The sequence below is a fragment of the Luteibacter yeojuensis genome (assembly GCF_011742875.1).
Lineage (GTDB): Bacteria > Pseudomonadota > Gammaproteobacteria > Xanthomonadales > Rhodanobacteraceae > Luteibacter > Luteibacter yeojuensis.
In genome coordinates, this window is sequence record NZ_JAAQTL010000001.1 from 3,203,826 (window position 1) to 3,216,535 (window position 12,710).

The 12,710-nt window shown below is 67.0% G+C and carries 12 protein-coding genes; 4 read left to right on the plus strand and 8 right to left on the minus strand.

The annotated features are described in order from the left end of the window. Positions 1 to 43: 43 nt before the first annotated feature. From HBF32_RS14460 to mprF, 3 genes are all read right to left on the minus strand, one after another. On the minus strand, positions 44 to 220 hold the full coding sequence (locus tag HBF32_RS14460; protein WP_166700299.1) for a hypothetical protein: 177 nt from the start codon (positions 218 to 220) through the stop codon (positions 44 to 46). 126 nt (positions 221 to 346) lie between these two features. After that, positions 347 to 1,129 (minus strand): virulence factor family protein, encoded by a 783-nt coding sequence (locus tag HBF32_RS14465; protein ID WP_338039787.1) that lies wholly within the window; start codon positions 1,127 to 1,129, stop codon positions 347 to 349. Positions 1,130 to 1,149: 20 nt separating this feature from the next. Then, entirely contained in the window at positions 1,150 to 3,663 is a 2,514-nt protein-coding gene (mprF, locus tag HBF32_RS14470; RefSeq protein ID WP_338039788.1) for a bifunctional lysylphosphatidylglycerol flippase/synthetase MprF, read from the minus strand. A gap of 325 nt (positions 3,664 to 3,988) precedes the next feature. On the opposite strand from mprF, the gene HBF32_RS14475 reads away from it, so the two are divergent. Then, the gene (locus tag HBF32_RS14475; RefSeq protein ID WP_166700302.1) at positions 3,989 to 5,950 is read left to right on the plus strand and encodes an LTA synthase family protein; all 1,962 of its coding nucleotides are present in this window, start codon (positions 3,989 to 3,991) and stop codon (positions 5,948 to 5,950) included. 78 nt (positions 5,951 to 6,028) lie between these two features. Here HBF32_RS14475 and HBF32_RS14480 read toward each other — a convergent pair whose 3' ends face one another. Together HBF32_RS14480 and HBF32_RS14485 are read right to left on the minus strand one after the other, a co-directional pair. Then, the gene (locus HBF32_RS14480; RefSeq protein WP_166700303.1) at positions 6,029 to 7,465 is read right to left on the minus strand and encodes a nicotinate phosphoribosyltransferase; all 1,437 of its coding nucleotides are present in this window, start codon (positions 7,463 to 7,465) and stop codon (positions 6,029 to 6,031) included. A 35-nt stretch (positions 7,466 to 7,500) separates the two neighbouring features. Continuing rightward, the gene (locus tag HBF32_RS14485) at positions 7,501 to 8,202 is read right to left on the minus strand and encodes a pirin family protein (RefSeq protein ID WP_166700304.1); all 702 of its coding nucleotides are present in this window, start codon (positions 8,200 to 8,202) and stop codon (positions 7,501 to 7,503) included. A 147-nt stretch (positions 8,203 to 8,349) separates the two neighbouring features. Between HBF32_RS14485 and HBF32_RS14490 the strand changes: the two genes are divergently transcribed. Together HBF32_RS14490 and HBF32_RS14495 are read left to right on the plus strand one after the other, a co-directional pair. After that, positions 8,350 to 9,345, plus strand: coding sequence for an LLM class flavin-dependent oxidoreductase (locus HBF32_RS14490; protein WP_166700305.1), 996 nt, complete (start codon positions 8,350 to 8,352; stop codon positions 9,343 to 9,345). A gap of 4 nt (positions 9,346 to 9,349) precedes the next feature. Then, a complete protein-coding gene (locus tag HBF32_RS14495) occupies positions 9,350 to 9,778 on the plus strand; it encodes a putative toxin-antitoxin system toxin component, PIN family (protein WP_338039789.1) in 429 nt (142 codons plus the stop codon). 81 nt (positions 9,779 to 9,859) lie between these two features. On the opposite strand, the gene HBF32_RS14500 is transcribed toward HBF32_RS14495, so the two are convergent. Both HBF32_RS14500 and HBF32_RS14505 read right to left on the minus strand, forming a co-directional pair. Beyond that, a complete protein-coding gene (locus tag HBF32_RS14500) occupies positions 9,860 to 10,507 on the minus strand; it encodes a DUF6348 family protein (protein WP_166700306.1) in 648 nt (215 codons plus the stop codon). 38 nt (positions 10,508 to 10,545) lie between these two features. Further along, a complete protein-coding gene (locus tag HBF32_RS14505; RefSeq protein WP_166700307.1) occupies positions 10,546 to 11,376 on the minus strand; it encodes a DUF72 domain-containing protein in 831 nt (276 codons plus the stop codon). A gap of 98 nt (positions 11,377 to 11,474) precedes the next feature. Between HBF32_RS14505 and HBF32_RS14510 the strand changes: the two genes are divergently transcribed. Further along, positions 11,475 to 12,095 (plus strand): response regulator, encoded by a 621-nt coding sequence (locus HBF32_RS14510; protein WP_166700308.1) that lies wholly within the window; start codon positions 11,475 to 11,477, stop codon positions 12,093 to 12,095. Between the two features lie 96 nt (positions 12,096 to 12,191). Here the strand turns inward: HBF32_RS14510 and HBF32_RS14515 are convergent, their stop codons facing one another. Next, positions 12,192 to 12,689, minus strand: a complete 498-nt coding sequence (locus HBF32_RS14515; protein ID WP_166700309.1) for a hypothetical protein — start codon at positions 12,687 to 12,689, stop codon at positions 12,192 to 12,194. Between the last annotated feature and the right edge of the window lie 21 nt (positions 12,690 to 12,710).

Below are 12,710 nucleotides of genomic sequence, written 5' to 3' on the forward strand. Positions count from 1 at the left end.
AAAATTGGTGCGGATTTACCTCGATCGCGTCGAAAGGCCGTTTTCAGGCGGGCGCGTGGCTGTCCTGGGGGCTGCGGCGGCGCTCGGAACGCGGGCGGTCCGGGTGCGCCTGGCGCGGCGGCTTGGCCGGCTGGGGAACGATCACCCCCCGACTGGCCAGACTGCGCAGGTAGGCACAGTCGAAGGAGCCGTAATCGCGTTTACCGGGTTCTCTTTGCATCGTCTTTCTCCTGCCGTGCCTAGCCCGCCCCGAAGGTACAGCGTGGGCGTCGGAGGAGAAATTTTCGGTGGCACGCCGGTGAACGTTCCGTGACAGTCCTTCACGTTCGTCGGACCCCTGGCGACGTTAAGGCCGCGTGGACGTCTCCGGCGGCTTTCCGGGCATGCGCTGGATGAGTTCCGTCGCCAGCGTTTCGTAGTTTTCGTCGAAGTGGTGCGAGCCGGGTTTGCGATAAACCTCAACGAACGAGGGCAGCTTCGGGTCGGTGCAGCCGCTCTCGTCCGCGTCTTCCGCGCCGTAATAGCAGGCCATCGGCGGCCTGCCGCTCAACGCGGCTATCGGTGGCATGGCATCCGTATGCACCACGGGATTCAGCCATTGCAGGAAATTGTGCGTGTGGGTGGTCCACCAGCCCTGCTGCATGTAGCCCTCGAGCTCGATCTCGAAGTTCACGTCGCGGCTGGCGGAAAGCAGCACGAGCTGGCTCAGGCGCGCACGGTTGGAAGGCCTCAGCCTGCCAACGATGGTGGGCAGCACGTCGGCGCCGAACGAGTAACCGATCAGCAGCACGCGGGTCTTGTTCCACTGGCGCGTATAGCGGTCCAGAAGGCCGTCCAGGTCGTGCGCGGATTCCTCCGGCGAGCGATAGCGCCAGAAATACTTGAACGTGCTGACACCCGCGACGGGGATCCCGCGTTCCGTGAACACGGCACCGAGGCGCTGGTCGAGGTCCCACCAGCCGCCGTCGCCGGAGTAGATCACCACCAGCAGGTCTTCCTCGGCCGCCGGGGCCTCCTTCAGGGCCGGAAGCTCGATGGTGGATTTCTCCATGGACGCATGGGTCCATGGATGCCATGCGAGGATACCCAGCAGCACAAGCGCCAGGACGGACCACAGGGTGTACCGCACCCCCTTCCTTATCGCGGGCTTCATCGACGCATCACCCCGCCGATGCCGCCGGAGATCAGGCTGGCGACATTGGCCAGCGCGAGCGGAAGGGCGATGCCGCCGGGCACCGCGATGTACCGCGGTTCCCACTCGGGATCGAACTTGTCCTTGTAGCGGTGCAGGCCGCGGAAGTTGTAGAAGCGTTCGCCGCGGCCGAACACGATGGCGCCGAAGCGGCTCCACAGGGGTGCCGCGCGGCGGTTCCGCAGGCCCGAAAGGGGGGCCATGCCGAGGTTGAACCAGCGATAGCCCTCGGCTTTCGCCCAGACCATCAGTTCGATGAACAGGAAATCCATGATGCCGGAAGGGCCCTCGGGAACGTGACGCATGAGATCGACGGAGGCTTCCTCCTTCGTCGCGGTAACGAAAACGTTGGCGAAGGCCACGGGCTCGTCGCCCTGCCAGACCACCGCCATGGGCGTGCGCGAGAGATAGCGCTCGTCGAACAGGCCGAGCGAGAAGCGTTTTTCGCGTACTTTCTTGTCGCGCATCCACGCGTCGGAAATGACCTTCAGTCTCGGCAGCAGCGCCGGGACGTCCTCGACGGGAACGATTTCCATGCGCAGGCCTTCGCGCGACAGCTTGTTGACCGTGCCCCGCAAGGTCTTCTTCGACTTGCCGTCGAGGTTGAAATCGGCCAGGCGTACGCGCGCCTCCTCGCCCACCTTGAGCAGCGTCATGCCGACTTCGAGATAGAGGTCGAGGTCGCGCGGCCGCACCTGGTAGAACAGCGGCCAGCCGCCCGCACGCTCGCAGCCCTCGCGGAACGCCCAGACCATCTCGCGCCGGGCATCCTCGTCGGTGCCCACGGGATCGCCCATGGCGACCCAGCTGCGCCCTTCCACGTCGTACATGATGAAGGCGCGGTCGCCCGGCGCGAACATCAGCATCTTGTCGCCGACGAGCGCGAGGTGCGCCTGGGCCGAATCGAACCCCTTCACCAGGGGCATGGCGCGGGCCAGTTCGGCTTCGCCGGGGAGCGCGCGGCGCGGCCGCGCAGGACGGATGAGGTTCGCCAGCGCGAACAGCATCACGACGGCGGTAGCGCCGACCAGCGCGCGCAGCGCACGCGGTGCCCCGCCGTGACGGAAGCTGAATTCCCACCAGAGGTTGTTGCTGTATTCGACGTGCTTGAAGCTGAAGAACACCAGCCAGGTGGCGCAGGCCAGCACGGAGGCGATCGCCAGCACCCAGCCCGGCGAGAATGTGGCGCGGAACAGCGAGGCCCGGCGGTAGAAGTGCCGGTGCGCCGGGGCCAGGGCGAGGGCCAGCAGGGCGAGGAGTGTCGCTTCCTCGTAGTCGATGCCCTTGAGCAGCGAGAAGACCGCACCGAGGATCAGCAGCACCAGCGTCAGCACATAGGCCGCATCCAGCCGCCGTTGCAGGCCGCGCGAGAGGATCAGCAAGAGCATGCCCACCACGCTGGACAGGAAGTGCGATACCTCCACCAGCGGTAACGGCACGAAGCCGCGAAGGATCTCCATGCGGCCGGGAATGGCGAGCGTGGCGCCGGAGAACAGCAGTACGGCGCCGCAGACGAGCGTGAGCCCGGCGAAGAACGGCGGAAGCAGGCTGCTGAACCACGGGGTGATCAGTGCGGCGTGACGCAGGGCACGCACCTCGCGCCCGATCACCAGGAGCGTGGCCACGCCCAGCGGCAGCAGGTAATAGACAAGGCGGAAGGCGGCGAGCGAACCGAGTATGGGTGCCTCGAGGCCGTGGTTGCCGGTGGCGCCGAAGCCGGCCAGCATCACCGCCTCGAACACACCCAGTCCGCCGGGTACGTGGCTGATCAGGCCGGCCATCTGCGCCAGCACGAAGATCGCAAGGAAGTGCCCGAAGCCGCCCGCGATCGCCTCCGGCATCAGCACGTAGAGCACGCCGGCGGCCAGGCCCCAGTCGAGCGCGCCGACGACGATCTGGCGTGCCGCGGCGGCGGGTGTGGGCGTGTTGATCGACCAGCGCCAGAGCCGCACCGGATGGCGCACCGCCACCGCGATGCCGAACCAGGCCAGCGGCACCAGTGCGAGGACGATCGCCAGCGGAAGGCGCAGCCCGGAGAAAGGCACCTCGGGCGGGATCGGCACCAGGAGCAAGGTGACGCCGGTAAGCGCGGCAAGCCCGAGCCAGAAACTCAGCGTGGTGTACAGGACCACGCGCGCCACCTCGCCCGTGGTCAGCCCCGCCTGGACGTAGAAGCGATAGCGGATCGAGCCGGAGACCAGCAGCGACATGCCCAGCGCGTTCGAGAACGCGTAACTGATGAAGGAGATGAAACCCACCCGGGGCGCGGGCAGGCGCTTCCCGATGCTGGTCAGGCCGAACCAGTCGTAGAGCGTCATGACCGCAAAGCCCCCGGCGGTCAGCAGCACGGCCACGACGATGTCGGTATTCGGCAAGGAGTGCACATAACCGGCGATCTGCCGGTAGGTGACCTCGCTGGCCATGGCATGCAGCGCCCATAAGGCCAGGCAAAGGAGGACGACGGACAGCACCGGGCCCCCCGCGCGCCGCAGGAGGGTCGCGTAAAGGGCTCGCCGGGTACTGGCAGGGTCGGTCGACGGGAGCTCCGTCCGGGTCTCGTGCTCCACGTCCGCCGTGGCTCCGATGGGTTCGTAAGGCCGTGTAGGGTGCCACAGAGCGAAGGCCGGCGGCATACCGCGATTTCTTGCCGGACCGTCGCCGTAGGAGCCGCCATGGCGGCTGCTTCCCAGGAACGAAAGCTTGCGCTAAGGAAGAGGAAAGCTTGATGTAAGCACCGGTTCTTACCCTGCCATGACGCCGTGCTCCATTCCGAAGCCGGCCTGCCCGTGAGGTTTCATGCATTCCGCTTCCCCGGCCGCCGGCGCTCTCCGTCAGCGCTTCAGGCCCCTGCTCTGGTTCGGCGTTCTCTTCGTCGGTGTCGCCTTCCTGGTCCGTCTGATCCTCCTGGTGAAGACGCGCCACGAGGTGCCTTTCGACCTGGGGCAGTGGGCGTACCTGTTCGCCGTCGGCTTCGGCTACGACGTCGTCACCTTCATCTACTTCTCCTGGCCGCTGGTGCTGGCGCTATGGCTGCTGCCCCGCCGTGCCTACCTCTCGCGCTGGGGGCACGGGATCTTCTTCGGCCTGTGCGCCGTGCTCGCATTCGCCGTCCTCTACCTGGCGGCGGCGGAGCTCGTGTTCTGGGGCGAGTTCAGCGCGCGCTTCAACTTCATCGCGGTGGACTACCTGGTCTATACGCACGAGGTCGTGGGCAATATCCGCGAGTCCTACCCCATCGTCACCTGGACGGCGCTGCTGGTGGCGGCCGCCGTCGCCGTGATGTGGTTCAGCCGCCGCGTCCTCGCGGCCCGCGACGACGGTTCGCGGTTCCTTGGCCGCAGCGCCGTGGCCGGGGTCTGGCTGGTGCTTACCGTGGCCGTGAGCTTCGCGGTCAGCGGTTCCATGAAGGACCGTTCCAGCAACAACTACGTGAACGAACTGGCCGGCAACGGCATCTACCAGTTCTTCGCCGCCTTCCGCGACAACGAGCTGAACTACGCGAAGTACTACCCCACCCTGCCCGACGACCAGGCCTTCGCGAACCTGCGCGGCCTGCTGAAGACACCCGACGCGACCTTCACCAGCGACGATCCGCACGACATCACGCGCACGATCGTGGCCGACAAGCCGGAGCAGAAACTCAACGTCGTGCTGATCAGCGTCGAGAGCCTGTCCGGCGACTACGTGGAAGGGCTGGACGTCAGTAAGCACAAGCACCTGATGCCGAACCTCGACGCGCTGGCGTCGAAGAGCCTGTTCTTCACCCAGCTGTATGCGAACGGCACCCGCACGGTGCGTGGCCTCGAGGCCTTGTCGCTATCCGTGCCGCCGACGCCCGGCGAGTCGATCGTGAAGCGGCCGGACGACGAAAACCTCTGGTCGCTTGCCGACGTGTTCAATGCGAAAGGCTATGTCTCCGAGTTCCTCTACGGCGGCTACGGCTACTTCGACAACATGAACCACTTCTTCGCCAGCAACGGCTACACGGCGGTGGACCGCAACGCCATCGCCGACAAGGACATCCACGCGGAGAACGTGTGGGGCGTGGCCGACGAGGACCTTTTCACGCTCGTGATGAAGCGGATGGACGCGGCTTACGCGAAGGGCAAGCCGTACTTCGGTCATGTGATGACCACCTCCAACCACCGCCCATACACGTTCCCGGAGGGCCGGGTGAAGCTGCCGCAGGGTTCGCGCCGCGCGGCCGTGCAGTACACCGACTGGGCGATCGCGGATTTCCTGAAGCGCGCGGCGACGAAGCCGTGGTTCGACGACACGATCTTCATCATCACCGCCGACCATTGCGCCACCAGCGCGGGCAAGACCAGCCTGCCGGTGGACCGCTATCACATTCCGCTGTTCATCTACTCGCCCAAGCACGTGCAGCCGGGTCGGGTGGACCGCCTGATGAGCCAGATCGACATCCCGCCGACGCTGCTCGGCATGCTCGGCTTCAGCTACACCTCGCGGTTCTACGGTTACGACCTGTTCCGCCTGGAGCCGGGCCGCGAGCGCGCGTTCCTCAGTACGTACCAGGAACTCGGCTACCTGCACGACGACCGCCTCACGTCGCTGATCCCGCGCATGCCCGTGAAGCAGATGCTGCCCGAGCGCACGACCGGCGATGCCACGCCGCTGGCGCATCCGGACCCGGTCGACGCGAAGGACGCCATCACGTATTACCAGACGGCGTCGTACCTGTTCACCAACGGGTTGATGAAGCACACCGTCGTTCCTGCGAAGGCCGGGGCCCAGTGACTCGAGCGCGCGGCTGAATCGGCGCGCTGAAGACGCCGGGTTCCTGCCTTCGCAGGAACGACGAGCCCGGGCCGGGGTTCAACGTCCGGCGGCGGCGCGTTCGCGGACTTCCGCGAACGTCCACTCGCGCTTCAGTTCCCCGTTCTCCCACACGGTGACCATCGCCTCCTCCCAGCCGGGTTCGATGGCGCCGGCCGGGAGCGACACCGCATCGCCCGGTAGCGGTACGGTGCGATAGCTGCCGTACTCGCGATGGCGCAGCAAGGTCATGCGCCCGCGCTTGGACATCTTGCCCTGGTCGGTCACGGGATCCTTCCAGACGTCCCGCCACTGCCCGTCGACGCGCGCGGCGGAGCACTTCAGCGCGAACTTCTGCGTATCGCGGGTGAGCTTCTGCAACAGCGCGCCGCCCATGCCGAAGGCGAGGTTGTCGGCGGCATAGCCGGCACAGGTGATGCGCTCGAGGATCGCGCGGATGCTTTCCGGGTTCACGCCGTCACCCTGGATCACGCGAACGTGGTTCAGCACGCGGTACCCCTTGCCGTTCACCGTGCTGCCGAAAGCCTCGTTGAGCAGGCTCACGCAGCGATGCACGACCTCGACCGGGTCGCCCGAATCCGGACGCACCACCACGGTGGCGCCCGAGGCGATCACCTCATCGCGCAGCGTCTTGCCCCAGTGTTCCGAAATGGCGTGGAAGATGTCGTAGCTGTCCGACACCACCGCGACCAGCGAACCCGGTCGCGCGAAACGCCTGAGCATGTTGCGGTAGGCGTCCACCTCATGGTCGCGCCCCCAGCTGGTGATCGTGCTGTGCTCGGCGGCCGGAATGGAAAATCCCGCCATGGCCTCGCCGTAGTACGCGCGTGCGGCAAGCACGCCGGACACCGTGTCGGTGCCCATGAAATTGACGAGGTGCGCCATGCCGCCAAGGCCGGCGGATTCCGCGCTGGATACGCCGCGCGCGCCGAAATCGTGCAGCTTGAAGGCGATCTGCCCGGCCGGGTCGTCGGAGCTGCGCTCCAGGTAATGCAGGATCGTGCGCCGCGCCTGCCAGCTGATCGTGGACACCGTCACCGGATACCACAGCCGAAGCAGCAGTGTTTCCAGGTAGGAGGGAAGCCAGTAGGCCCTGGGATCGGTCGACTCGATGGTCACGAGGGCCTGGTGCGTGGGTACGACGCTGCCTTCGGGCACGGCGCGCACGCGTACCGGCAAGCGTCCGGCGTGCGCGTCGACGATGTGGCGCCAGCCTTCTTCGTTGAAGGGCTCGCCGTGCGCCGCGAAGAAATCGCGCGCCTCGTCCACGTGAGCATGGGTGACGGGGTGGCCGAGGCGCGCCTTCAGGATGGCCTGGAGGCCGAAGAACACCGTGCTTTCGTAGCTGCCGCCGCGCGACTCCACGTAGAAGAACGTGGTATCGGTGCCCGGCGGGTATTGCAGCCAATGGCTGGCCTTGTAGCTGTCGGTGTCGAGGATCGGGTTGTCGAGGTAGGGCGTGCCGTGGGTCGTCATGACCCACAGCATACCCCCGGCATGCCGCCGGCCGGTCAGGCGGCGGTGTCGACCAGTACCAGCTCCGCATCCGCGCTCGCGGTGACGCGCAGGACCGTCTCGTCGTGGATCGCCGCGCCGTCGCCCTTGTTCAGGACGGTTCCGTTCACTTCCACGGAACCGGCGGCCGGCACCATGTATGCGAAGCGGCCCGGGGCCAACGTGTACTCCACCGTGTCGCCCGCCTTGACGCTGGCGCCGAGCACGCGGGCATCGGTGCGGATCGGCAGGGCGTCCCCGTCGCCGGCGATGCCGCTGGCGAGGGTGACGAAGTGGCCCGAGCGCTCGCCCTTCGGGAAGGGTCGGGTACCCCACGAAGGTGCCTTCCGCTCGCCGTCGGGAATGATCCAGATCTGGAAGATCCGCGTCGTTCCCGGCTCGGCGTTGTATTCGGCGTGACGGATGCCGGTACCGGCGCTCATTACCTGGACATCGCCCGCTTCCGTACGGCCCTTGTTGCCGAGGCTGTCCTCATGGGTGATCGCGCCTTCGCGGACGTAGGTGATGATCTCCATGTCCGAATGCGGGTGCGGCGGGAAGCCGGTGCCCGGAGCGATCGTATCGTCGTTCCACACACGCAGCGCACCCCAGCCCATGCGCTTGGGGTCGTGGTACGAGGCGAACGAAAAATGGTGCTTCGCATCGAGCCAACCGTGATTGGCTCCACCGAGGCTGTCGAAGCGGCGAACGTCGATCATGTGGTACTCCCCGGGATTACCGGACTGGATGAGTGGATGGGTGTATTTTCCTCTTTTCATCCGATGGTGGCGCATCGTTCGCCGGAACGGATTGTTTCCTCCAGGCACCGATCCCATGTGGAACGGATCCCCCGAAGGCGCTCCCTCATGATCCCATTCTCGGTGCTCGACCTCTCCCCCGTCGTCCGCGGCGCCACGCCCGGCGACGCGCTGCGCAACTCGCGCGACCTGGCCATCCATGCCGAGGCGCTGGGCTTCCATCGCTACTGGCTCGCCGAGCACCACAACATGACCGGTATCGCCAGCGCGGCCACGTCGATCGTGATCGGCTACGTCGCGGAAGCGACAAAGACGATCCGCGTCGGCTCCGGCGGCATCATGCTGCCCAACCATGCGCCGCTGGTGATCGCAGAGCAGTTCGGAACGCTCGCCTCGCTGTACCCCGGGCGCATCGACCTCGGTCTGGGCCGTGCGCCGGGCACCGACCAGGGCACGGCGCGCGCCCTGCGCCGGGCGCTCGGCCCGAGCGACGACCGCTTCCCCGACGACGTGCAGGAACTGCAGTTCTTCCTGGGCCCGCAGCAGCCGAACCAGACCGTGCGTGCGGTGCCGGGCATGGATACCAATGTACCCATCTGGTTGCTCGGCTCGAGCCTGTTCAGCGCGCGGCTGGCCGCGGAACTGGGCTTGCCGTTCGCGTTCGCCTCGCACTTCGCGCCCGACCTGATGATGAAGGCGCTCGAGGTCTACAGGACGATGTTCCGGCCTTCCGAAGCGCTGGCGAAGCCGTACGCGATGCTCGGCATCAACGTCGTGGCCGCCGATACCGACGAAGAGGCGCGTCGTCTGTTCACCTCGCAACAGCAGGCGTTCTGGAACCTGCGCCGTGGCGCACCGGGCCAGCTGCCGCCGCCAGTGAATTCCATGGACGGCGTGTGGACGCCGATGGAAAAGGCCCAGGTGGACCACGCACTGTCCTGCGCCGTCGTCGGTTCGCCGGATACCGTGCGCGAGGGACTGGCGGCCTTCATCGGGCGTACCGGCGCGGACGAAATCATCATCACCGCGCAGATCTTCGACCACGAGGCGCGCAAGCGTTCGTACGGCATCGTGGCCGGGCAGCGCGCGAAGCTGGCTGCCTGATCCGGTGCGGGTCGTCCTCGACACGAATGTCTGCCTGGATGCGTTCGTCTTCGACGATCCGCGTGCCGCGACCCTCGTCGCGGCACTGGCGTCGGGCGACGTGCAGGCGGTGACACGCGAGGATTGCCGCGACGAGTGGCTGGCGGTACTGGCCTATCCGCTGCTGAAGCTGGACGACGCGCGCCGTGCGGCCGCCATCGCACGGTTCGACGCGCTGGTGACCTTGCTGCCTGCCGCGGAGCCGGTGGCGAAGCCGCCGCGCTGCCGCGATCGCGACGACCAGAAGTTCCTGGAGCTCGCCGCTGCCGCGGGTGCGGCGGTGCTGTTCTCGCGCGACGCCGAAGTGTTGCGTCTCGGCCGCCGCACACGGCGCGACGGCCTCTTTGCCATCATGAAACCCGAAGACTGGCAAGGAGCCGCCGCGTTCTCGTAGGAGCCGCTACAGCGGCGAGGCAAGCTCGCGACATCGTGGCAGGAATACCTCGCCGATATAGCGGCTCCTACGACGTCGTCGTCAGTCCGCCGGCAGCAGCGCGATGAAATTGCGCAGGCTGTAATACCGTTCGTGCTGCGGCCAGTCCACGGAGGCGATGGCCTTGTGCCCGGCCGCCCAGGGTTCGTTGTCCAGCAGCACTTCCACCTGGTTCTTCCCGTCGCCGACGTTTCCGTAGAACACGCGTATCCAGTGCACGTCGCCGGTGAGCGGCGCCGTGGCGATGGCGGCTTCCAGCGCCGACAGGCCGTCCTCGGGAATCTCCATCGGCGCGTCCTTCTCGCCGCGCAGCGTGAAGTCGCCGATATAGGCGGTGAAGCGCTGTCCACCCGCGACGAGTTCACGCACGCCGAGCTTGCGGCCGTTGACCGTATGCCAGCAAGCCGCGAGCACGACATGGAAGTCGTTGCGCGCAAAACTGTCGAGCGCGTCGCGGCAACCTTCCTTGCCCTTGCCGATACCGCCGAAGCTCTCCTCGATGGTGCGTTCCTCGTCGAGAACGATGTCGATGTCGAGACGGCCCATGCCACCTTCCTTGTCTTCGTGCCAGATGCCGCGAATGGCGGGGAAATCCTCGCCTTCGGTGAGCAGCCAGTCTTCGTCGGCCTCGAGGGCGATGCCGTTGTCGGCGAAAAGATCGATCAGGTAGTTCTGGATGAGGCGGTCCATGGAGCGTCCGTCGGGAGGAAAGGGGTGAGTCGGGTGTTTCAAGCGGTGCCGGCGTGCCGCGCGAGCGCGACCGCCGCGGCCGGATTGCGTTCCTTCGCTGCGGAAATGAAGTAGATGAACACGTCTTTCGGCGCGCCGTCGCGTTGAACGGCCCCGATATGCGGCAGGTCCGCGGGATCGCCGCCCTCGGCCCAGGTCTTCGCGCGCGCGGCCCATTTCTTCAGCTCGGCGGCCGGGTAACCGTTGGTTTCCGACGACACGCTGCGCATCAGGCGCGCATAGACGAAGGGGCCGGTGAGATCGGCGAGCGAGGGGTATTTCGGCGAGTCGGTGAACACCGTCGCCACGCCCCGCTCGCGCGCGAGATCCAGCCAGCGCTCGTCCATGAAGCTCTCGTGGCGCACTTCCACGGCGTGTCGCAGCGCGACGCCGCCGTGCTTCTCCGGCAGGAGGTCGAGGAAAGCGGCGACATCGTCCGGATCGAAGCGGCGCGTGGGCATGAACTGCCAGAGCAGCGGCCCGAGGCGCTCGCCCAGGGCGACGGCACCGTCGAGGAAGCCGCGCACGCGCGCGCCCGTCCCGGCGAGGGCGCGCGCCTGCACGATGAGCCGTGGCGCCTTTACCGAAAAGATGAAGTCCCCGGGCGTCTGCGCGGCCCATTTCTCGTAGGTGGACGCATCGGGGGCGCGATAGTAGGTGCCGTTGATTTCAATGGCGCCGACTTTCCGGCTGGCATATTCCAGTTCGCGCTTCTGCACGAGGCCTTCCGGATAGAAGACGCCGCGCCAGGGCGGGAAGACCCACCCGCCCATGCCGGTGCGGATGTCTCCGGTTGCCCCGTCGTCGCTTCGAACGTGTTTCGTCGCCATGGCCGCGATGCTCGCAGGAGTGGAGTGGAGGGTGTGTACAAGCGGACCGTCGAAAGTTTGCGCGATACTCGCCGTTCCGAGTTTCCCGTGTAGCGACCATGCCGTCCATCCGTATCCTGACCGTCGACGACCATCCCCTCCTGCGCGAAGGCATCGCCGCGGTGATCGAGGGGCACGAGGGTCTCGAACTGGTCGCGGAAGCGAGCACCGGCGAGGAAGCGATCGAGCGCTACCGGGAGCACCAGCCCGACCTTACGCTGATGGACCTGCAAATGCCGGGCATGGGTGGCATTGCGGCGATCGAGGCCATCCGCGCGGAGTTTCCCGAGGCACGGATCCTCGTCCTCACGACCTACCGGGGCGACGTGCAGGCCCTGCGCGCATTCCGGGCCGGGGCCCAGGGCTACCTGCTGAAGAGCGAGCTGCGCAAGGACATGCTGGCGACGATCCAGCAGATCATGCAGGGGAAGAAGCGCATTCCCGAAGAGATCGCGCAGGAGATGGCGGGTCATGCCGACGACGATGAGCTCACCCCGCGCGAGACCCAGGTCCTGACCCACGTGGCCCGCGGCGAGGCCAATCGGGACGTCGCCAGCGCGCTCGGTATCGCCGAGGAAACGGTGAAGGCACACATGAAGAGCATCCTGGCGAAGCTCCAGGCCAACGACCGCACCCATGCCGTGGCGATCGCCCTGCGCCGGGGAATCATCGAACTCTGAACTGCCCACACACTTGCAGGAGCCGCTATAGCGGCGAGAAGCCCACGGAGCGATGAAGCGGCTCCCACGAAGACAGTTGCTACGGGGCGAGTGGATTCAGGAAAGGGTCGTCGGCTGCGCGAACGGCAGCGGGGCGGCCCCGGTCGCCACCACGGCCGTATCGGCGCGCGGGCCGGCGTCGCCTTCGCCGTCCACCACGAGCAGGATGCGGCCGGCCTCGATCTCCGCCTCGAACTTCTGCCGGACCGGATCCGGCGCGGCGGACCCGGTGAGGGCGCCGGTCCAGCCACCCATGAGCGCGGCGGCGGCGGTCACTCCCAAGGCCCCGGCGAAGGTCACGCCGAGCGGAGGTATCGCCATGGCCACCAGCCCCGCCAGCAGGCCGGTGGCGCCGCCCTGGGCCAGGCCCCGCACGGCGGCGGGCATGAAGTCGCTGTGCTCGTCCTTGCGGCCCTCGGGAATCTTGTCCAGTTCGATGTCGTGCCTGGCGATCAGGGACAGGTCCTCGTCGGCCACGCCAGCCTTGCGGGCCGCCGCCAGCGCGTGGCGGGCCTGGGCGAGGTCGGTCGTGCTGTAGACGCGGCGGGTTTTCATCGCGGCTCCTGGGGGACGGAT